22 protein-coding genes are annotated in these 20671 nt (G+C 67.7%); 7 read left to right on the top strand and 15 right to left on the bottom strand.

Features of this window, described 5'->3' with window-relative positions:
- The first annotated feature begins 261 nt into the window (after positions 1-261).
- A complete protein-coding gene (locus MFF07_RS09430; RefSeq protein WP_147817577.1) occupies positions 262-684 on the top strand; it encodes a hypothetical protein in 423 nt (140 codons plus the stop codon).
- 111 nt (positions 685-795) lie between these two features.
- Here MFF07_RS09430 and MFF07_RS09425 read toward each other — a convergent pair whose 3' ends face one another.
- The 10 genes from MFF07_RS09425 to MFF07_RS09380 all read right to left on the bottom strand — a co-directional run bounded on the left by MFF07_RS09425 (position 796) and on the right by MFF07_RS09380 (position 11793).
- The gene (locus MFF07_RS09425; RefSeq protein ID WP_147817578.1) at positions 796-978 is read right to left on the bottom strand and encodes a hypothetical protein; all 183 of its coding nucleotides are present in this window, start codon (positions 976-978) and stop codon (positions 796-798) included.
- Positions 979-1067: 89 nt separating this feature from the next.
- Positions 1068-1502, bottom strand: coding sequence for a GlcG/HbpS family heme-binding protein (locus MFF07_RS09420; RefSeq protein WP_147817579.1), 435 nt, complete (start codon positions 1500-1502; stop codon positions 1068-1070).
- 112 nt (positions 1503-1614) lie between these two features.
- Positions 1615-2589, bottom strand: a complete 975-nt coding sequence (locus MFF07_RS09415; protein WP_147817580.1) for an HpcH/HpaI aldolase/citrate lyase family protein — start codon at positions 2587-2589, stop codon at positions 1615-1617.
- A gap of 23 nt (positions 2590-2612) precedes the next feature.
- On the bottom strand, positions 2613-5375 hold the full coding sequence (locus MFF07_RS09410) for a phosphoenolpyruvate carboxylase (RefSeq protein WP_147817581.1): 2763 nt from the start codon (positions 5373-5375) through the stop codon (positions 2613-2615).
- Between the two features lie 182 nt (positions 5376-5557).
- Positions 5558-6454: a succinate--CoA ligase subunit alpha gene (sucD, locus tag MFF07_RS09405; RefSeq protein WP_147817582.1), complete on the bottom strand. Its 897-nt coding sequence runs from the start codon at positions 6452-6454 to the stop codon at positions 5558-5560.
- A gap of 24 nt (positions 6455-6478) precedes the next feature.
- The gene (locus tag MFF07_RS09400) at positions 6479-7651 is read right to left on the bottom strand and encodes a malate--CoA ligase subunit beta (protein ID WP_147817583.1); all 1173 of its coding nucleotides are present in this window, start codon (positions 7649-7651) and stop codon (positions 6479-6481) included.
- A 164-nt stretch (positions 7652-7815) separates the two neighbouring features.
- A complete protein-coding gene (gene fchA / locus MFF07_RS09395; RefSeq protein ID WP_147817584.1) occupies positions 7816-8442 on the bottom strand; it encodes a methenyltetrahydrofolate cyclohydrolase in 627 nt (208 codons plus the stop codon).
- A gap of 3 nt (positions 8443-8445) precedes the next feature.
- Complete coding sequence (locus MFF07_RS09390) at positions 8446-9312, bottom strand: NADP-dependent methylenetetrahydromethanopterin/methylenetetrahydrofolate dehydrogenase (RefSeq protein ID WP_147817585.1); 867 nt, start codon at positions 9310-9312, stop codon at positions 8446-8448.
- A gap of 219 nt (positions 9313-9531) precedes the next feature.
- Positions 9532-10476 carry a D-2-hydroxyacid dehydrogenase gene (locus MFF07_RS09385; RefSeq protein ID WP_147817586.1) on the bottom strand — a complete coding sequence of 315 codons (945 nt, stop codon included), beginning with the start codon at positions 10474-10476 and terminating at the stop codon, positions 9532-9534.
- A 108-nt stretch (positions 10477-10584) separates the two neighbouring features.
- The gene (locus tag MFF07_RS09380) at positions 10585-11793 is read right to left on the bottom strand and encodes an aminotransferase class V-fold PLP-dependent enzyme (RefSeq protein ID WP_238231682.1); all 1209 of its coding nucleotides are present in this window, start codon (positions 11791-11793) and stop codon (positions 10585-10587) included.
- Between the two features lie 639 nt (positions 11794-12432).
- Between MFF07_RS09380 and MFF07_RS09375 the strand changes: the two genes are divergently transcribed.
- From MFF07_RS09375 to rnhB, 3 genes are read left to right on the top strand one after another with little or no spacing between them, the layout of a single operon-like run.
- Positions 12433-13257, top strand: a complete 825-nt coding sequence (locus MFF07_RS09375; RefSeq protein ID WP_147817588.1) for a UDP-2,3-diacylglucosamine diphosphatase — start codon at positions 12433-12435, stop codon at positions 13255-13257.
- On the top strand, positions 13254-14318 hold the full coding sequence (locus MFF07_RS09370) for a glycosyltransferase family 4 protein (RefSeq protein ID WP_147817589.1): 1065 nt from the start codon (positions 13254-13256) through the stop codon (positions 14316-14318). The genes MFF07_RS09375 and MFF07_RS09370 overlap by 4 nt, the downstream gene beginning before the upstream one ends.
- A gap of 30 nt (positions 14319-14348) precedes the next feature.
- Positions 14349-14966, top strand: a complete 618-nt coding sequence (gene rnhB / locus MFF07_RS09365) for a ribonuclease HII (protein WP_238231680.1) — start codon at positions 14349-14351, stop codon at positions 14964-14966.
- A 3-nt stretch (positions 14967-14969) separates the two neighbouring features.
- Here rnhB and MFF07_RS09360 read toward each other — a convergent pair whose 3' ends face one another.
- Positions 14970-16103 carry a PA0069 family radical SAM protein gene (locus MFF07_RS09360; RefSeq protein ID WP_238231679.1) on the bottom strand — a complete coding sequence of 378 codons (1134 nt, stop codon included), beginning with the start codon at positions 16101-16103 and terminating at the stop codon, positions 14970-14972.
- Between the two features lie 170 nt (positions 16104-16273).
- On the opposite strand from MFF07_RS09360, the gene MFF07_RS09355 reads away from it, so the two are divergent.
- On the top strand, positions 16274-16792 hold the full coding sequence (locus MFF07_RS09355; protein ID WP_238231677.1) for a hypothetical protein: 519 nt from the start codon (positions 16274-16276) through the stop codon (positions 16790-16792).
- 76 nt (positions 16793-16868) lie between these two features.
- Here the strand turns inward: MFF07_RS09355 and MFF07_RS09350 are convergent, their stop codons facing one another.
- The gene (locus tag MFF07_RS09350; RefSeq protein WP_147819228.1) at positions 16869-17156 is read right to left on the bottom strand and encodes a hypothetical protein; all 288 of its coding nucleotides are present in this window, start codon (positions 17154-17156) and stop codon (positions 16869-16871) included.
- A gap of 156 nt (positions 17157-17312) precedes the next feature.
- Between MFF07_RS09350 and MFF07_RS09345 the strand changes: the two genes are divergently transcribed.
- Positions 17313-17765 (top strand): thiol-disulfide oxidoreductase DCC family protein, encoded by a 453-nt coding sequence (locus tag MFF07_RS09345; RefSeq protein WP_147819226.1) that lies wholly within the window; start codon positions 17313-17315, stop codon positions 17763-17765.
- A 17-nt stretch (positions 17766-17782) separates the two neighbouring features.
- Here the strand turns inward: MFF07_RS09345 and MFF07_RS09340 are convergent, their stop codons facing one another.
- The 3 genes from MFF07_RS09340 to moaB all read right to left on the bottom strand — a co-directional run bounded on the left by MFF07_RS09340 (position 17783) and on the right by moaB (position 19369).
- Positions 17783-18202, bottom strand: a complete 420-nt coding sequence (locus tag MFF07_RS09340) for an energy transducer TonB family protein (protein ID WP_147819224.1) — start codon at positions 18200-18202, stop codon at positions 17783-17785.
- An 89-nt stretch (positions 18203-18291) separates the two neighbouring features.
- A complete protein-coding gene (locus tag MFF07_RS09335; protein ID WP_147819222.1) occupies positions 18292-18489 on the bottom strand; it encodes a hypothetical protein in 198 nt (65 codons plus the stop codon).
- Between the two features lie 322 nt (positions 18490-18811).
- Positions 18812-19369: a molybdenum cofactor biosynthesis protein B gene (gene moaB, locus MFF07_RS09330; protein WP_147819220.1), complete on the bottom strand. Its 558-nt coding sequence runs from the start codon at positions 19367-19369 to the stop codon at positions 18812-18814.
- Between the two features lie 162 nt (positions 19370-19531).
- On the opposite strand from moaB, the gene MFF07_RS09325 reads away from it, so the two are divergent.
- A complete protein-coding gene (locus MFF07_RS09325) occupies positions 19532-20593 on the top strand; it encodes an SDR family oxidoreductase (RefSeq protein WP_147819218.1) in 1062 nt (353 codons plus the stop codon).
- Positions 20594-20671: the final 78 nt, after the last annotated feature.

Below are 20671 nucleotides of genomic sequence, written 5' to 3'. Positions count from 1 at the left end.
GTTTCCCAGGTGAGACCGCAGCGCACATGGCCTTGCGAGAATAGCCAGTCGCGGCGCAGCGTGCGGCGCTCGGCTTCGCGGAGATCGACGGGAGCGTTCTCGACCACCGGGCGCATCGCTACGGCTCCGATGAGCGGCTGGGTCCAGCTGAACGGTTTCCGTGTGCGGGCGCACGGATTCGTTCAGCTCGGCCGCGCGATGATCCTGCTTGCAACGACGGCGCGTCTTGCGACCGCTCGTGGCTGTTCAGGAATTTCGACCATGTCGCACCCTGTCGTGAGACGGCTTGCCGGTCTCGGCCTCGGCACCCTGGCGGTGCTCGCGGCCGTCCCCGCGCTCGCCGCCGATTTTGCCGATCCGCCGTATCCCGGCATCGAGCCGGTTCCGCACCGGGTCTACCGGGACGAGCGCATCGAAGAGGAGTTGCCGCCTCCCCCGCGCCGGCCCGTCGCCTACGGACCGCGCTTCGTTGCCGGCCCCCATTTCGCTCCGCCGCCGCCCGACGAAGAGTGCCGGACCATCGTCAAGCACCGTATCGACGCCTTCGGCGAGGAGGTGGAACGGCGCGTGCGCATCTGCGACGAACGGCCCGGAGCGCGCTTCAGGCCGAGCTTCTACCGGCCCCATCCGCTGCCGCCGGCCGACGTACCGTATGGCGGCTGGGACGGCCCGCCGCGCTGGTAGCGGTCTCCGCTCCATCTGAACGAGAAACGGGCGCATCCGGCAAGGACGCGCCCGTCTTCGTGTCTGGCTCAGTCTGCGGTGCCGGCTTCCAGAGCCGTCGTCGCAACGACGTCACGCCCGCAGGGCGGCCGGCTTTGACTTGAGTGCAGTCGCCAGCGCCTTGAGCTGGCGGTCGAGGTCGGCCAGCTCGTTGAGGGCGATGGTCTTGTGGCCGTCCTTCACCGCACGTGTGATGTCGCTGACCTGCGAGGAGGCCATGCGCTTCAGCTCGGCGGCGAGTTGCTCCCTGGTCATCGGCGCTCCTTGTCCTCACTGGAAACCATGAGGTCGGTGATACGGCCTCATGCTTAACCGGTGGTTCTTTCGGGTGCGCCCGACGCGGTTCAGGTCCGCCAGGGATGCTCTGGCAGCTCGGTGTTGCCGATGGCCTGGGCTCCGGCCAGCGCCACCGCATCGTCGTTCTCCACCGACGAGCCGCTGACGCCGATGGCGCCGGACATCTCGCCGTCCGTGTCGACGATCGGAATGCCACCGGGGAAGGTGATCAGCCCGTCATTCGAGTGCTCGATGCCGTAGAGCGGGCCGCCAGGCTGAGAGAGGCCGCCGATGGCACCGGTTTTCATGCCGAAGAACACGGCGGTCTTGGCCTTCTTCTGCGCGATGTCGATGGAGCCGACCCAGGCGCCGTCCATCCGGTAGAAGGCCTTCAGGTTACCGCCGGAATCGACGACGGCGATGCACATCTGCGTGCCGAGTTCGACCGCCTTCCGGCGCGCGGCTTCGATGGCCTTTTCGGCGTGTTCGATGGTGACGTGCATGGCTGGTGACTCCTGCTGGCTCTGGGACCGACCGGCCCCGGTGAAGAAAACGAAAAAGCCGCCCCGGTCGATCCGGAGCGGCTTCGCGATCAGGCCGGAAAGCCCGAATCGATCACTTGCCGGACATCGCGTCCGCCTTCGAAATCAGCGCCTCGGCCATGCGGATCGAGGCGATGTCGATGAGGCGGCCGTCCAGCGAGACGGCGCCGCGGCCGGCCTTGGCGGCTTCCTTCATCGCCTCGAGGATGCGACGCGCCTTGGTGACCTCGGCCTCGGAGGGAGTGAACACCTCGTTGGCGAGATCGATCTGCGAGGGGTGGATGGCCCACTTGCCCTCGTAGCCTGCCGACGCGCAGCGCCGGGCAGCGGAGATGTAGCCGTCCTGGTCGGAGAAATCGCCGAAGGGACCATCGATCGGGCGCAGGCCGTAGGCGCGGCAGGCGACCAGCATGCGCTGCTGGGCGAACAGCCACGGGTCCTGCCAATGCGTCTCGCGCTTGCCGGCCTCGTCCTTGTCGGTGAGCACGCTGAAGTCCGGGTTCACGCCGCCGATCACCTGGGCGCGGGCGCGGGTCGAGGCGGCGTAGTCGGCGACACCGAACGACATCGCTTCGAGGCGCGGCGAGGACTGGGCGATCGCCTCGACGTTGGCCATGCCGAGCGCGGTCTCGATCAGCACCTCGAAGCCGATCTTCTTCTCGCGCTTCTTCGCCTGCTCGATCTGGGTGGTCAGCACGTCGATGGCGTAGACGTCGGCAGCAACGCCAACCTTGGGGATCAGGATCATGTCGAGGCGCGGACAGGCCTCCACGATGTCGACGACGTCGCGGTACATGTAGTGGGTGTCGAGACCGTTGATGCGGATCATCATGGTCTTGTTGCCCCAATCGATATCGTTGAGGGCGGCGATGATGTTGGTGCGGGCCTTCTCCTTGTCGTCCGGAGCGACCGCGTCCTCGAGATCGAGGAAGATCACGTCGGCGTTCGACGAGGCCGACTTCTCCATGAAGGTCGGGTTCGAGCCGGGAACGGCCAGCTCGGAGCGATGCAGTCGCGCCGTCGGCGTCGGGATCAGGGTGAAGCTCATTCTCGTTTCCTCCGTTTGAAGATTTAGCCGGTGGCTCCGAAGCCGACGGCGATGCAGTTGATCGAGAGAAGCAGCGCGGACTTCACAGCCTCGCGCCGGTCCTCGTCCTCCTCGCTGCGATAACGACGCAGCAGCTCGACCTGTTCGCGGCTGACCTGGTTGATGGTCGGCAGTCGCCCGTTGAGGCGGTCGCGGAACAGCGGGAAGCGCTCGGCGAGTTCGGTGTCGCCGCTGACGCGCAGCACCATGCGCTTGGTCAGCTCGTATTCCGCCTCGATCATCGAGAAGACGTCGTGGCGGATTTTCTCGTCTGCGACGAGCCCGGCATAGTCGCGGGCGATGTCGAGGTCGACCATGAGCAGCGTCTTCTCCACCTCGTCGAGGACGAGGCGGAAGACCCGCGATTCCTGGAACAGCCGCTTGAGCAGCCGCTCGCCGCTCTCGCCGCGCACCTCGATGAAGCTCTGCAGCCCCGAGCCGACGCCATACCAGCCGGTGATGGCGTGCCGATTCTGGGCCCAGGCGAAGACCCAGGGAATCGCGCGCAGGTCGTCGAGCGACTTTGCGCCGAAGCGCCGGGCCGGGCGCGAGCCGATGTTGAGCAGCGCGATCTCGTCGAGGGGGCTCGCGGCCTGGAAGTAATCGACCAGCCCATCGTGCTGGAGCAGGTTCACATACGCTGCCCGCGAGGCGCCGGAGAGCGCTTCCAGCGCGTCGTCGAACTCGTTGCGGGGCTGGCCCTTGGTCTCGCGCTCGGATTGAAGCGCATGCTCCAACACCGAGGAGGCGAGCAGCTCCATCTGGTAGGCCGCGGTGCCGCGGTTCGCGTATTTGAACGAGACCACCTCGCCCTGCTCGGTGGTGCGGAAGCGCCCGTTGATCGAGCCCGGCGGTTGCGCCAGGATTCCGCGTCGCGTCGGCACGCCGCCGCGGCTCACCGAGCCGCCGCGGCCATGGAAGAAGGCGATCGGCACGCCGGCCTGCTTGCCGAGATCGGTCAGCCGGCTCTGGGCCTTCGACAGCTCCCAGTTCGAGGCGATGAAGCCGCCATCCTTGTTCGAGTCCGAATAGCCGATCATCACCTCCTGCACGCCGCCCTGCCAGCGCGTGGAGCGACGCACGACGGGGACGTTCAAGAGCTCCTTCATAATGGTCGGCGCGGCGCGCAGGTCGTCGATCGTCTCGAACAGCGGCACGATCGGCAGCGGGCAGATCTCGGTGCCGGCGGCGTCGAGGAAGATGCCGGCTTCCTTGGCCAGCAGGTAGGCGCCGAGCACGTCGTTGGTCGAGCGCGTCATCGACAGGATGAAACTGCCGAAGGCCTCGCGGTCGAGCTGCTCGCGCATCTCGCCGACGAGGGCGAAGGTTTCAAGCGTCTCCCTGGCCTCGTCGGGCAGGTCGTCGAAGGTGGCCTCGGGGTTGCGCGGCCGGCCGAGCTCGGTCAGCAGCCACTCACGCCACTCGGGCGTATCCTCCTTCGGCATCGGCTTGCGGTCGCCGATCCTCTGCTTCCAGAGCGCCTGCAGCGTCTTGGTGGTGCGCGTGGTGTTCTCGCGCAGATCGAGCCTGACGGTCGAAAAGCGAAAAATCTCGACCATGCGACGTACCGGACGCACCATGTCGGTGGCGAGCGACAGGCACTTCGCGTCGGCGAGCCCCTGCTCAAGCACCCGCAGGTCGTTGATCAGCCCGTCGGCGCTCGGATAATCGGCGCCGGTCGGGCGCGAGCCCTTGTTGCGCTGGATGGTGGCTTCGAGCTTACGCAGGATGCAGGTCAGGAACTGCCGGTATGGCTCGCCGGGATTGCGGCTGGCGACGGCCCGGCCGTCGCCGCTCTCGGAGAGCGCCTGCGTCAGTTCCTTCTGGAATTTCTCTGGCACCGGCAGCGAGCGTTCGGTGATCGAGAGCACGCGGCCGAGATGGGTGATGCGGTCGCGGTAGCGCCGCAGGCTCGCCAGTGCGTTCTTCTGCAGCGTCTCGCGGGTGACCGAGGACGTGACGTAGGGGTTGCCGTCACGGTCGCCACCGATCCAGGAGCCGAACTGGAAGAAGGCCGGAACCTCGAAGGTCTCGTCCGGATAGTACTGCGCCAGGCTTTCTTCGAGCGAATATAAAACCTCGGGCAGCATTTCGAACAGCGACTCGTCGAAGAAGTGCAGGCCCCAGGCGACCTCCCGCTCGACGGTGGCTTTTTCCAGATGCAGCTCGCCCGTCATCCAGATCAGCTCGATCTGGTCGCGCAACTCGTTCATCAGGCCGTTGCGCTCGCGCTCGGTCCAGCGCGGGATCTCTAGCTCGCGCAGCACGAGATAGATCCGGCGCAGCTTTTCCAGCACCGTGACGCGCTTGCCCTCGGTGGGATGCGCGGTGATGGTCGGGCGGATGCGCAGGTCCTTCAGCAGCGCATGGATCTGCGGCCCGTCGATGCCGTTGGCGGAGGCCTCCGCCAGCACCTTCGCGAAGGAGCCGCCCAGCGCAGAACGTCCCTCGTCGCGCTCGATATGGCGGCGGCGGCGCATGGCGGCGTTCTGCTCGGCGATCGAGAGCAGCTGGAACCAGATGCCCTGTACCTGGAGCGCGCGGGCGAGCATCTCCGGCGTGAAGGTCGAGATGTCGGCGCGGCCGTGCAGCACCTCTTCCAGTTCCGGATCGTGACGCCGGGCGACGTCGACCAGCGCGTGGAACAGGATGTCGAGCGCATCCTTCGCCGACGTGCCCGTGATCACGGGCGGCGCGAAGGTGTCGCCGGTGCTCGGCGTCGGTGACGGGTGAAGGGTGACGGTCATCGGAGGGTCACCTTGGAATTGGTGGGTGTCGCGACGCCAAACCCTCTCCCCCTCTGCGGAAGAGGGTGGCCCGCGAAGCGGGTCGGGAGAGGGGAGCGCCGGTTCTGGAGAGGGTGCTCCCCTCTCCCGCCTCGCATCTGCGAGGCACCCTCCCCCGCAGAGGGGGGAGGTTTGGAGATTTTTCAGGCCGCCTTACGCTGGCCGAGCACCTGAGCGACGGTCGTGCCGAACGAGCCCGGATCCGGCGCGACGGTGAGGCCGTAGGACTTCATGATCTCGGCCTTCTCGGCAGCGCTGTCGCCCGAGGCGGAGATGATCGCGCCCGCATGGCCCATGCGGCGGCCTTTCGGGGCTGTGAGGCCAGCGACGAAGCCGACGACGGGCTTGGAGAAATTGTCCTTGATCCAGGCCGAGGCCTCGGCCTCCTGCGGGCCGCCGATCTCGCCGATGATCAGCACGGCTTCCGTCTCCGGATCCTCCTCGAACAGGGCGAGGTGGTCGAGGAAGGACGAGCCGTTGATCGGGTCGCCGCCGATGCCGACCGAGGTCGAGATGCCGATGCCGAGCGCCTTCATCTGCGCCGCGGCCTCGTAGCCGAGGGTGCCCGAGCGCGAGATCACGCCGACATTGCCCTGCTTGTAGATGCTGCCGGGCATGATGCCGAGCATCGACTTGCCGGGCGAGATGATGCCGGCGCAGTTCGGGCCGACCACCATGGTGCGGCGATCCTTGGGGTAGCGCATCAGGTAGCGCTTCACCCGCATCATGTCCTGGGCGGGGATGCCGTCGGTGATCGAGCAGACGAGCTTCAGGCCGGCATCGGCCGCCTCCATGATCGCGTCCATGGCGAAGGGCGGCGCGACGAAGGTGATGGAGGTGGTGGCGCCGGTCTCGCGGACCGCGTCCTTGACGGTGTTGAACACCGGCACGCCGACATGGGTCTTGCCGCCCTTGCCGGGCGTGACGCCGCCGACGACGTTGGCGCCGTACTCGATCATTTCCTTGGCGTGGAACGTACCCTTGTCGCCCGTGATGCCCTGGACGATGATCGGGGTCTTCTCGTCGATGAGAATGCTCATGGCGTAATCCTCCCTTTCGCGGGCTTAGTGCTTGGCGTGTCTGCTGGCTTCGACCGCCTTCTGGGCAGCCTCGGACAGGCTGTCGGCGGTGATGAGGTCGAGCCCCGAATCGGCGAGGATCTTCTTGCCGGCCTCGACGTTCGTGCCGGCGAGACGCACCACGAGCGGAACCGCGAGCTTCACCTCCTTGGCCGCCTGCACCACACCCTCGGCGATCCAGTCGCAGCGGTTGATGCCGGCGAAGATGTTCACCAGGATCACCTTCACGTTGTCGTCGGACAGGACGAGGCGGAAGGCGGTCGCGACGCGCTCGGGGCTGGCACCGCCGCCGACATCCAAGAAGTTCGCCGGCGAGCCGCCCGCATGCTTGATCATATCCATGGTTGCCATGGCCAGACCCGCACCGTTGACGATGCAGCCGATCTCGCCGTCGAGGCCGATGTAGTTGAGCGCGTGCTCGGCGGCCTGCGCCTCGCGCGGATCGCCCTGCGAGGGATCGTGCATGTCGGCGATGTTGCGGCGGCGGAACAGCGCGTTGTCGTCGAAGGACATCTTGGCATCGAGCGCCAGCACACGGTCGTCCTTGGTGACGACGAGCGGGTTGATCTCGAGCATGGTGCCGTCGCAATCGCGGAACGCGCGGTAGGCGTTCATGATCGTCTTCACCGCGGCCGAGACCTGCTTGATGTTCAGGCCGAGCTGGAATGCGATCTCGCGGGCCTGGAACTGCTGCAGGCCGACGGCCGGCTCGACGACGACCTGGATCAGGGCCTCGGGGTCCTTCTCGGCGATCTCTTCGATATCCATGCCGCCGTGCTTGGAGGCGATGACGCGGACGCGCTCGGCCTTACGGTCGAGAACGTAGCCGAGATAGATCTCGCGATCGAACGGGTCGGCGGTTTCGATGTAGACGCGCTGGACCGGCTTGCCCTCGGGACCGGTCTGGGCCGTCACGAGGCGCTTGCCGAGCATGTTCTTGGCGGCGTCGCGAACCTCGTTGTAGGTCCGGCACAGCTTGATCCCGCCGGCCTTGCCGCGGGCGCCGGCATGAATCTGCGCCTTCACGGCCCAGAAAGAACCGCCGAGCTCGGTCGCGGCGTAGACGGCCTGATCGGGGCTGAAGGCGACGGCACCCTTGGCGACGGCCACACCGAAGCTCGCGAGAAGCTCCTTGGCCTGATACTCGTGAACGTCCATCGAAGACCTCCTTCGCGTTTCCTTTTGCGAAGCATCCTCGCGTAAAATTCAGTTCACGTGAAGCTGCCTGCGCCTAAACATTTTCTTGATTATGAGTTTAATTTTGCCTGTCCGGCAGTTGTTTAGAGAATTTCTTGAAAAGAGAGTCGGCTGAATCAGCCGGCTCAATTGACCTTGTTCTTGACGATCTCGTAGACGCGCTCGTTCAAAGCAGACGCTTCGCCCAGCAGGCCTTCGAGCTCCTTGAGGCGCGCCTCGGCGAAAGTACGATCGTCCAGGCCCTTGGCGTTGACATAGACGTTGAGCGCCGCGCTACGGAGACCGGCAAACGCCGAGAGAACGGCGACGCCCGCATCCGAAATCACGTTGAGGTTGCCTTTGTCGGCGACGATCTCGGCAAGATCGATCACCTCGCGGCAGGTGCGGCAGCAGGCGAGCGGTACGTCGGTCGCCACCTTGAGCGCCGACTGGATCTTCTCTGCCCGCGCCGCCTTCTCCGCGTCGGTGCCCTTCGGCAAGCCGTAGGCCGCCATCACGGCATCGAACGCCTCGACGTCGTCGGCGATCATGCCGGTGAGCGTCGCGCGCAGGGCCTCGGACTTGGCGAGGACGTCCTTCAGCTCGGCCTCGACCTCGACGTACTTCTTCTTGCCGATGGTGAGGTTGCACACCATCGACACGAGGGCTGCGCCCATGGCGCCGGAGATGGCGGCGGCGCCGCCTCCGCCGGGGGTCGGGGCCGAGCTCGCCAGCCCGTCGAGGAAGTTCGCGATCGTCTCGTTCTGCGCCATGGCTCAGGCCATCTCTTTCGCGAGGGCGTAGATCTCCTCGGCGTCGAACACCTTGTCGCTCGACTCGAACAATTTGCCGATGCAGGCGCGGTGCAGCTTGAGCTTCAGGCCGCCGATGCCGAGCGCGCCGAAGGCGAGCTTGCCGCCGTAATCCTTGCCCTTGTCGGTGGCCTCGATGCCGCCGATGCCGAGCGGGGGCTGCGCGTTGTAGTCGGCGACGATCTCGATCGAGCTCTCGTTCTGCCAGGCCGCGGTCGGAACCAGTTCGAGGCCGATGGCGCCGGCGGCGAATACGAGGTGCGCGCCCTTGACGATCTCGGAACGCGAGGCGTCGTCCGGCGTCTCGGCCGCCGTGACGTTGACCTTGAAGCGCTTATTGACGGAATCGGCTGCGGCCTGGGCCTTGTCGAGCTTGCGCCCGCACAACACGACCTCGGCACCCTCGCCGGCAAGCAGCGCCGCCGAGCGCATGCCGACCGGGCCGGTGCCGGCCAGCACGACCGCCTTCTTGCCCTTCACCGAGCCACCGGCCGCCTTGACGACGAGGGCCACGCCGGCCGCGGCCGTGGTGTTCGAGCCGTTGGAATCGAGCATCGAAGATACGCGGAACGGGCCGAAGAAGCGCTTCTTCACCGCTTCGAACACGCGCTCGCCGGCCGCCATGTCGCCGCCGCCGACGAAGATCGCCGTCGACTGCTTCTCCTTGCCGCCGCGCGTGTAGATCGTGCCGTCAACGAAGGCGCCGACGTTCTCGGGCGTGACGTTGGCGTAGCCGGTGATGTGGTCGGCGCCGCCGTCATAGCCGACGACGACATCGAACACGCTCGGCGCGGCATCCGTGTCGAATTGGAAAAGCAGCTTCTTGGTCATCGTTCCTCTGAGGGTCGGTGCCCGCGCAAGGCGCGGAGCGTTTCCATCATGCGGCTCTGCGGCCGCGTATCTTCAAACTTGTCATTCCGGTGCTCGCCGGAGGCGAGAACCCGGAAACCATCCGCGATGCGGATGGTAGAGGTTCAGGTCGTCGCGCCCAATCGTGGGTTCCGGGTTCCGCTTCGCGGCCCCGGAATGACGACCGGCGAGAGCTTTGCCCTACGCCTCGACCACGTTCTGCGGTTTACCCGCGACGTAGGCCTCGACGTTGTCGACGAGCTGGTCGGCGAGGATCTGCATCGCCTCCTTGCTGGCCCAGGCGACGTGCGGGGTGACGATCAGGTTCGGCAGGTCCTGTTCGCACAGGATGTTGCCGTTTTTCGGCGGTTCCTGTGCGACCACGTCGAAGCCGGCGCCGCCGATCGTCCCGCTCTTCAGCGCCTCGACCAGGGCCTCCTCGTCGACGAGCCCGCCGCGGGCCGTGTTAATGAGGAGCGCATGCTTCTTCATTTTCTTGAACTGCTCGGCGCCGATTAGGCCCTTGGTGTCGGGCGTCAGCGGTACGTGCAGGGTGATGACGTCGCTCTCGCGCAGGATCGTGTCGAAATCGACGAGGCCCGGCTGTTCGAACACGTCGTAGGCGATGACCTTCATGCCGAGTGCCTCGGCGAGCTTGCCAATCGATTTGCCGAGCGCGCCGTAGCCGACGATGCCGAGCGTAGAGCCGGCGATGTCGTGGATCGGGTAGTCGAAGTAGCAGAACTGGCTCGACTTGGCCCAATCGCCCCGGCGCACCGAGTTGGCATAGGGGACGATGGCGCGGCGCAGCGCGAACATCAGCCCGATCACGTGCTCGGGCACGGTGTTGAAGGCGTAGTTGCGGATGTTGACGACCGTGATGCCCTGCTCTTTCGCCTGCTTCTTGTCGACGACGTCGGTTCCGGTAGCGGCAACGGCGATGAGCTTCAGGTCGGGAAGCTGCTTCAGGACATCGGCACGCATCGGCACCTTGTTGATCAGCGCGATTTCGGCGCCCTGGAGGCGCTCGACGATCTCCACCGGCGTCCAGGTCGAGTCGTATTCCTTGTAGTCGTGCGGGAAGCCGAACGCGCGCACCTTGGCGTCGAGAGACTCGCGGTCGAGGAAGACGACTTTCTTGGTCATCGCTGATCCCTGTTCTCGTCCTCGGCGGTGGCGTCCGCCCGGGCTTTTTTGGTGGTTTCGTTCAGGGGAGTGATCCGGGGCCGGCAGGGCAGGCCCCGGACCGAGGTCTTAGGACTTCGAGAGCGGGTTCTCGCGCAGGTAGCTCGATGCGGCGGCGACGCCCGAACCCGGGGTCACGTTGATGCCGTTGTCGATCATCGACATTTCGGCACCGGCGATGGCACCGAGGAGCGAAAGCTCGTTCAGATCACCGACGTGGCCGATGCGGAACACCTTGCCGGCGACTTCCGACAGACCCGCGCCGAGCGCGAGGTTGTAGCGGACGAAGGCGTGCTTGATGATCTTGGCGGCGTCGACACCCTCCGGCACCACGATCGCGGTGACGGTGTCGGAGTTCCACTTGGGCTCCTTGGCGCAGGTCTTGAGGCCCCAGGCTGCGACGGCCTGACGGGTCGCCTCACCGAGCACGTGGTGGCGGTGATAGACGTTCTCGAGACCTTCCTCGAACAGGCAGGCCAGCGCCTCGCGCAGGCCGTAGAGCAGCGGCAGCGACGGGGTGTAGGGGAAGTAGCCGAGGTGGTTCTGCTTCTTGTGGTCTTCCCAGTCGAAGTAGACGCGGGCGAGACGGTCGTTGCTGCCGGCAGAGCCTTCGGCAATCTTGATCGCCTTGGGGCTGACGCAGATCACGCCGAGGCCGGCGGGGAGCATCAGGCCCTTCTGGGAGCCGGCGATGGCGCAGTCGACCTTCCACTCGGTCGCGTTGAACGGCAGCGAGCCGATCGAGGACACGCCGTCGACGAAGAGCAGCGCCGGGTGGCCGGCCGCATCGATCGCCTTGCGGACGGCACCCACGTCCGAGGTGACGCCGGTGGCGGTCTCGTTGTGGACGACCATGACGGCCTTGATGTCATGGTTCTTGTCGTCGCGCAGGGCCTGCTCGATCTTGGCCGGATCGGCGCCGGTGCCCCAGGCCTCTTCCTGCACCACGACATCGAGACCGAGGCGCTTGGCCATGTCGATCCAGAGGTGGCTGAACTGGCCGAACCGGGACGCCAAGACCTTGTCGCCGCGGGCGAGGGTGTTGGTGAGCGCTGATTCCCATATGCCCGTGCCGGAGGCCGGGAACAGGAAGATCGTGCCGTCGGTCGAACCGAACACCTTCTTGGTGTCCTCGAACAGCGGCTTCGTCAGCTCCGGGAACTCGACCGAGCGGTGATCCTCGGAGGGCACCAGCATGGCACGCTGCACGCGATCCGGGATGTTCGTCGGGCCCGGAACGAAGAGGTGGTTGCGACCAGGCCGTCTCGTTGCCGCCATGAGTGTATCCTCCAAATCCAGTTTCTAGCGACCGGGAGCGAGCCCGGTCCTGTCGTCAAATCGTGTTGGCGGGACACGCCCACCGCGTATGCGATCCCGCAGGACAACGGCCGCTGAGTCCCGGTCGCGGGGCGACGTTCGTTCACCCGAACGCCCCGGCACGTGCGTCGTTCCCGCGCGCCCACGGAGACCGCGTGCTCTGGTGACGTCCGTCAGACCTATCGGAAACGCCGGGATCTGCGGAGCGGCGATCCGGCATCTGCCGTTCGCGTCACGGCGCGCTCGTTACGCCGGTCGCCTCCGAATTCCCACTGCCCTCGATGCCCCAGCCGGCCCCCGTCTTCAAGGGTGCCGCGCGAGCCGTCGAACGCTTCCACTCCGTTGTCCTGGGGATCCAGCCGCTTCCGCGGCGCAAAGCGGTATCTCGTTGGACATACCGCCTCGGACCTCACTGCCGCGCAAGATGCCCGCCTTCACCGGGAAAGGAAAACTCAAAAAACTCAAGCGGATGGCAAAAAGAATTTCCCCGTCGGCTCGGCTTCGTCGGCGGTCCGCGCGATCCCGCGACGGGGCCGGCGTCATCAAACTGAGACGGGAATTCGGTTTGGCTTTCCCTGTGTGGACAAGCCGGAGGCGCGGTTGGCAGAGGATCCGGAGACCACGATCCGCGTGCGGACGCTCTTTCTGTCCGATACGCATCTCGGCACCAAGGGCTGCCAGGCCTCTCTGCTGCTCGACTTCCTGCGCGACGTCGATGCGGACACGATCTACCTCGTCGGCGACATCGTCGACGGCTGGCAGCTCAAGTCCGGCTGGTACTGGCCGCAGGCCCACAACGACGTGGTGCAGAAGATTCTGCGCAAGGTCCGCAAGGGCGCGCATGTCGTCTACGTGCCGGGCAACCACGACGAGTTCCTGCGCGACTATATCGGCACCACCTTCGGCGGCATCGAGATCGCCGAGAGCCGCATCCACGTCGCCGCCGACGGCAAGCGCTACCTCATCATCCACGGCGACCAGTTCGACATGGTGGTGCGCCACTCGAAGTGGCTCGCCCATCTCGGCGACGGCGCCTACACAGCCGCGCTCACCGTCAACACCCTGCTCAATCTCGTGCGCCGCCGGCTCGGCCTGTCCTACTGGTCGCTTTCGGCGTGGGCGAAGCTGAAGGTGAAGAACGCCGTCAACTTCATCGGCAAGTTCGAGGAATTCCTGGCCGACGAGGCCCGCCGGCAGGGCGCCGACGGGGTCGTCTGCGGGCACATCCATCACGCCGCCAACCGGGACATCGACGGGCTCGCCTACATCAACACCGGCGACTGGGTAGAGTCCTGTACGGCAGTGGTCGAGCACTACGACGGCCGCATGGAGGTGCTGCATTACCCAAGTCTGCTGCGTGCCCGCGCCGCCGCCGAGACCGAGATGGTCGGCTATGCCGAGTCCCCATCGCGGGCTGTCGCGTGAAACTGCTGATCGCCACCGATGCGTGGCACCCGCAGGTCAACGGCGTGGTGCGTTCCCTGGAGCAGATGGCGCGGGCCGGCGAGGCGCAGGGCGTCGAGCCGATCTTTCTGACGCCGCAGGATTTTCGATCGCTTCCCCTGCCGGGCTATTCCGAGATCCGGCTCTCGCTGGTGACGCGCTCCGGCGTGATGCAGGCCTTCGACGGCCACGCGCCGACCCATGTCCACATCGCCACCGAGGGGCCGATCGGCCATGCCGCGCGGCGGGCCTGCCTGTCACGGGGACGCCCTTTCACCACGAGCTACCACACGCGCTTTCCCGAATACCTCGCCGCCCGTGCGCCGGTGCCGGAATCCTGGAGCTACGCCTGGCTGCGCCGCTTCCACGCTGCGGCGAGCGGCACCATGGTGAGTACGCCTTCGCTCGAGCGCGAACTCGCAGGCCGCGGCTTCTCGAATTTGATGACCTGGACCCGCGGCGTCGATACCGAGCTGTTTCGCCCGCAGACGAGTGACGCGCTCGCCGGCATACCCGGCCCGATTTTTTTGTTCGTCGGGCGGTTGGCTGTCGAGAAGAACGTGGCGGCCTTCCTCGGTCTCGACCTGCCGGGCACCAAGGTCGTCGTCGGCGACGGGCCGGACCGGGCGCGCCTGCAGGGCCTCTATCCTGAGGCCCGCTTCCTCGGCACGCAGACCGGCGAGACGCTGGCAAAGATCTACGCCGCCGCCGACGTCTTCGTGTTTCCGAGCCTCACCGACACCTTCGGCATCGTGCTGTTGGAGGCGCTCGCCTGCGGCCTGCCGGTGGCGGCCTTTCCGGTGACAGGCCCCCTCGACGTGATCTCGGGAACCGGCGCCGGCGTGATCGATGCCGACCTGCGCAAAGCCGCCCTCGCCGCCCTCTCGATCCCGCGCGATCGCTGCCGCACGGAAGCACTTCGCCACACCTGGGCCGAGAGCGCGCGCCAGTTCTACGCGAATATCGAGATCGCCCATGCCATCGGTCCGATACGTGCGGGAAAGGCCGTGAAGCAGACCACGAGGCTCGTCGAACTCGGGTGACGCCTGCCGCACGGGATGCGAGAAGCCGGCATGCGCCCTCGCGTCCCCGGCCCCAAGCGCCCCTTCGACCCCGCCCGGGTGGCCGAGTACCCGGCCGTGATCGGCTGCGACGAGGTCGGGCGCGGAGCGCTCTGCGGGCCGGTTCTGGTCGCGGCGATCTGGTTCAACCCGCTCTTGTTTCCGCCGCACCTGCTGGCCCGGCTCGACGACAGCAAGCGCCTCGACCGGGCGACGCGTGAGATGCTGACGCCCCTGATCCGCGCGCACGCCCGGGTATCGCTCGCCGCCGCATCGCGAAAACTCGTCGACCGCATCAACGTGCGCGCGGCGACCCTCGACGCCATGCGCAGGGCGGTCACCCGGCTCGGGATCGAGGCGCCGGTTCTGGTCGACGGCAGGGACGTCGTTCCAGGGCTCGCCCTGCCCTGCCGGGCGGTGGTCGGCGGTGACAGGCTGATCCCCCAGATCGCCGCCGCCTCGATCGTCGCCAAGACGTTTCGCGACGATCTCATGCGGCGCCTCGCGCTCCGCCATCCCGCCTATGGCTGGGAGCGCAATGTCGGCTACGGCACTGCCGCCCATCTCGCCGGGCTCACGGCGCAGGGGCGCTGCCCACATCATCGGTTGAGTTTTACCAGGCGGTTCTGAGGGTTAGAACAGGGCGAGCTGGTCGCCCGGCTTCTCGGGCCGGCGGAACAGGTCCGTCCTCTGCCGCAGCCTCTCTTCGGGGTAGCCGAGGCGCTTCTTGGCGAGGGCGAACCGGCGGCGGATGAGGTCGGCATAGGGCCCCTCCCCGATCATCCGCGTCCCCCAGGCCGCGTCGTAGGACTTGCCGCCGCGGGCCTGCGTGAGCAGCGAGAAGACATGGTCTCTCCGGCCGGGATAATGCTCGGAAAACCAGTCGCTTACGAGGCCGTCGAGCTCGCGCGGCAGGCGCAGCAGGACGTAGTTCGCTTCCCGAGCGCCAGCCTCGCGGGCCGCCTTCAAGATGGCTTCGATCTCGTGGTCGTTGAGGGAGGGAATGATCGGAGCGACGATCGCCATGACCGGCACGCCGGCCTCGGCCAATCCGCGGATGGCGGCGAGGCGTTTTTGGGGGTGGGGGGCTCGGGGTTCGAGGCGGCGGGCGAGGGTGGGGTCGAGGGTGGTGAGAGAGATCGCGACCTTCACCAGCCCGTCCGCCGCCATGCGGGCGAGGATGTCGCGGTCGCGCAGGACGAGGCTCGATTTCGTCACAATTCCAACGGGATGGCGCCAGCGGGCGAGCACCTCGAGCACACCGCGGGTGAGGCGGTGCTCCCGCTCGATCGGCTGGTAGGGGTCGGTGGCGGTGCCGAGAGCGATGGTGCGGGGCGCATAACCCGGTCGAGCGAGATCATGCTTCAGGGCAGCCACGGCATTGGATTTCGCAAAAAGCCGGGTCTCGAAGTCGAGTCCGGGCGAGAGCCCGACATAGGCGTGGTTCGGCCGTGCGAAGCAGTAGATGCAGCCGTGCTCGCAGCCGCGATAGGGATTGATCGACCGGTCGAATCCGATGTCCGGCGAGGTGTTGTACGTGATCAGCGTCCGGGCCGTCTCGATGCCGACCACGGTGCGCGACGTGGCCAGCATGTTATGCGCGTCCTGGTGCGCATCCCAGCCATCATCGAACGCCTCGCGATGGGCGCGCTCGAACCGGCCGTCGGGATTGGCCGTCGCGCCGCGGCCGCGCCGGGTCTCGGCCGGGGTCCGGCTGCCGGCGATGCGCCGCGCGGTCTCGCGCGGATCGGGGATCGGTGAGGCCATGGCGACCGGGCTCGCAATGCTGGAAGCCCTGGAACATAAAGTGAACATCACGCGCGGTCGATGCACATATTTCGTGCATCCGCGGCGTTTGCCCGGAAAACCGGCCCCGGGGCGGTGCGCAGCCCGGCCTTCCCGGTTGGCGGCCTGCGAAAATCCGTTAAGGGCGCGGGATGATCTCGGCCCTGATCCATGTGGCGCGGCCGGCCGATCCCGAGGCGATCGAGCGGCTGGCCGACACGCTGAGCGCCCTTGTGGCGGGCGTGGCGGCGGGGCTCGTCGCCGATGCGGTGATCGTGTCGGAGCGCATGAGCGACACCCTGGAGACGATCGCGGACGCCTCCGGCGCCACGCTCGTCGGCAGCGGGGCGGCCGGTCCGTGGCGGGCCGGCGCGCGGGCGGCGCGGCACGATTGGGTGCTCTGCCTGGAGGCCGGCGACCTGCCGCGCGAGGGCTGGATCCGCAGCGTCGACCGCTTCGTCGGCACGGCCCGCCCGGAGGTCTCGCTCGCCCGCCTGCGCCGCCCCCATGCTGGAATCGGCGACCGCCTCGCCGCCCACATCGAGCGCCTGTTCGGCGCCCGGAGCCCGCGGGCCGGCGACCTCGTGCGCCGCGAAACCCTGCTCGCCGGATCGGGTCTGTCGCCGCGCCAGAGGCCGCGGGCAATGTCGGCGGGGCTGGATCGCTCCTGACGGTTTGGCTGAGGTCAGTCCTCCCCGTCACAGTGCCGACGCGTCCGGCGGAGGATTTCCGCCGTGCCGTCCGGTCTCAACCCAGCGCCAGCCGCACCACGCCCGTCGCCGCGTCGGCTCCGGCGAGCCGCGGCCCGCGGATTTCCGGTTGCGCCTGCTCGAAGGCGTCGAGCGTCGCGTTCACGGCCGCCACCAGCACCCCCTCCCCGTCGGCGATCCGCGGCCGGGCGGCCTCGGCGAGGCGGGTGACGAGAACCTGTTCGTGCTGCGGCTGCAGCGGTCCCTCCGCCTGCTGGGCGTAGGCCGAAAAGACCTGTTCGGCGAGGCTGCGGGCGGCATGGTCGGGGGCTGGCGTGTCGCTCATGGTTCTGGGCGCGATCCGTTCTAAGGGAGAGGCGAACGATCTCGGGCGCCGGCCGACCGGCGAAAGTCTCCCTGCCGCAGCATGCCGCACCCCTGCCCCATCGTGGACAGGCGCAGGCCGCCGGCCGCATCATGCGCCGGCCGGAGGCCGTTCCGCATGCAGCGCCCGCCCTATTCCTACCGCGACGACCCGGCCGTGCCGGCGTTTCCGGACGACCTGCCCGTGGTGGTGTTCGACGGCGTCTGCGGCATGTGCTCGGCCTTCGTGCGTCTGTTGCTCGCGATCGACGGCACGACGGAGCGCCACCGCTTCATCTCCGCGCAAGCGCCGCTCGGTGCGGCGCTCTACCGGCATTACGGCCGCGTGCCCGACGAGACCTTCCTCGTGCTGACCGATGGCCGCTGCCGGGTGAAGGCCGATGCGGTGCTGGCGACCTTCGCCGGGCTTGGGCCGGCGTGGTCGCTGCCCGCCCGCGCGGCCCGCCTCGTCCCGCCGCGCTGGGCCGACGCCGCCTACAATTGCGTGGCGAAGAACCGTTATCGGATCTGGGGCGGCCGCGACACCTGCCTCCGCCCGCCGCCGGGGACCGAGGCGCGGTTCCTGGCCTGACGCCATCCGGGTGATGCCTACCGGCCGGCGGATTTCGCGAACTCCACCGCAAAGCTCAACTCCGTGAAACCCTCCAGCGTCAGCAGCTTGTCGGGCGGCGGCGCGAAGGGGGATGCAGCCTTCGCGGCCCGGAGGGCGCGGTCGTCGAGGGCGGGCACGCCCGAACTCTCCTCGATCGCGGCGCCCTCCAGGGTGCCGTCGGCACCGATGCGAATGCGGATCGTCACGCTGCCGCCGGGCGCGTCGGCCTCGGCCGTCTCGCCGGCCTGCGTGATCCGGGTGACCACCGTCGCGACCCAGCGGTTCGGCGTGAGTTTTGGAGGGCGGGGCTCCTGCCGCTGCTCCGCCGGGCCGGGTTGCGGCCGGGCATCGGCCCCGTGCGGGGCGCCGGCGAGGGCGAGCAGCGCGAGGCCGGGAAGAACCGTTCGGAACACCATGAAGGCGGCGCCTTGTCGGGGACGTCGTGGATAGGAGGGCCGAACGAAAAAGGGCGCCCGAAGGCGCCCTGCCGAGCGAGCGCTCAGGCTCACATCTTCTTCTTCTTCATCGACTTCTGCTGCATCTTTCCGCCCGACATCTTGCCGCCGGACATGCTGCCGCCCTTGGTGTCGGTCGCGTTCGAGCCCGTCTCCATGGCGCTCTTGCCGGCGGCGGAGGCGCCCGTGAGGCCCATGCCGAGGGTGCCGAAGGCGATTGCGGCGGCGAGGGCGATGCCGAATTTCATGGTTTCACTCCCTGAAAGTGATCGAGGCAAACGTTGTTGCCCTTTGACAACAGAATGATGCGGCCGAGGTTCCTCGAACACGGGTTTCACGGGACGGATGCTTCTCCCGTCACCGCTTCACTGCGCGCGCAGAGACGGAGACGACCGGTATGCAGCAGGTCCCTCCTCTCCCTCTGGGGGAGGTGGCCGCGAAGCGGACGGAGGGCGCTCGGCGTTGCCGGCACAGGCCCGGTGCTGCCCACTCCACCGCGCTGCGCGCGGTCCCCCTCGCCCAGGAGGCGAGGAGACGCACGGCGAACGCTTCAATCGACCGGCAACGGTATCACACGCTGATCGTCCCCCCGCGCCGCAAGTGTTCGTCGAGGCGCGGCAGGATCTCGACGAAGTTGCAGGGACGGTGGCGGTAATCGAGCTGCGCCGAGAGGATGCCGTCCCAGGCATCCTTGCAGGCGCCGGGCGAGCCGGGCAGCACGAAGACGTAGGTCGCCCGGATCACCCCCGCCGTCGCCCGCGACTGCAGCGTCGAGGTGCCGATCTTCTCGTAGCTGATCCTGTGGAAGATCGCCGAAAACCCGTCCATCCGCTTCTCGAACAGGGGCTCGATCGCCTCGGGCGTGACGTCCCGGCCGGTGAAGCCGGTGCCGCCTGTGGTGAGGATCACGTCGATGTCGGGATCGCGCGTCCAGGCCTCGACCTGCAGGCGGATCGCCGGGACCTCGTCCGGCACGATGGCGCGGGCCGCGAGCCGGTGCCCGTCCGTTTCGAGCCGCCCGACCAGGGTGTCCCCGGAGCGGTCGTCCTCGGTCGTACGCGTGTCGGAGACCGTCAGCACGGCGATGGCGAGGGGGATGAAAGGGCGTTCGAGGGCGGTGTCGTTCATGGGGGTCTCGTGGGCGAGCCGTGCGCGTCACCCGGATATGGGGTGTTTGCCCGCGTTGTCTGCCGCAGACCCGCACCGCCGGTCACCCCAGCGGTCGCGGGCATGCGTCTGGTTGCCGTTGCGCCCGTTGCTTAGGTCCCGGCGAGAACAGGGATTTTCGACATGACCAACACGGCACTCATCGTCGGCGCGAGCGGGATCGTCGGCAGCGCGCTGGCGACGCTGCTCGTCGAACGGGGCTGGACGGTCACGGGCCTCGCACGCCGGCCGACGCAGCAGTCAGGCGTCAGGCCGGTGGCGGCCGATCTTCAGGATCCCGCCGGGCTCGCCGCCGCGCTCGACGGTGCCCGGTCGAGCCATCTCTTCATCGCGACCTGGTCGCGTCAGGAGACCGAAGCAGAAAACATCCGCGTGAACGGGGCGATGGTGCGCAACGTCCTCGACGCTGTGCGGCCGGCGAAGTCGCTGCGACATGTCGGGCTCGTCACCGGCCTCAAGCATTATCTCGGGCCGTTCGAAGCCTACGGCCACGGGACCCTGCCGCAGACGCCGTTCCGTGAGGAGCAGGGCCGCCTCGACGTGGCGAATTTCTACTACGCCCAGGAAGACGAAGTGTTCGCGGCCGCCGCGCGCGACGGCTTCACCTGGAGCGTGCACCGGCCGCACACGATCATCGGAAAAGCGGTCGGCAACGCCATGAACATGGGCACGACGCTCGCCGCCTACGCCGTACTCTGTCGCGAGACCGGCCGGCCGTTTCGCTTCCCCGGCTCCCAGGCCCAGTGGGACGGTCTCACCGACATGACCGATGCGCGCATCCTCGCGCGGCAGCTCCTGTGGGCGGCCGAGACCCCGGAAGCGGCCGACGAGGCCTTCAACATCGTCAACGGCGACGTGTTTCGCTGGAAGTGGATGTGGGGTCGGATCGCGGACTGGTTCGGCATCGAGCCCGCGCTGTTCGACGGCACCGTGATGCCGCTGGAGACGCAGATGGCGGAGGACGCCGGACCCTGGCGCGCCATCGCGGCCCGGTACGGGCTGGTGGAGCCGGACCTCGCGCGCCTCGCCTCGCCCTGGCACACCGACGCCGATCTCGGCCGGCCCATCGAGGTCGTCACCGACATGTCGAAGAGCCGGCGCCTCGGGTTTACGGCCTACGAGGCCACCGACGCGGCGTTCGTTTCTCTGTTCGAGCGGCTCCGGGCGGATCGTTTGATCCCGTAGGCCTGCTCCAGGCATGCAAAAGGGCGCCCGGAGAGGGCGCCCTTTCCGAGTGATGAGCGAAGGATCGATCGGCCGGAC

This window comes from Methylobacterium thuringiense (genome assembly GCF_022179645.1).
Classification (GTDB): Bacteria; Pseudomonadota; Alphaproteobacteria; order Rhizobiales; family Beijerinckiaceae; genus Methylobacterium; species Methylobacterium thuringiense.
This window is presented reverse-complemented; position numbering and strand designations above follow the sequence as displayed.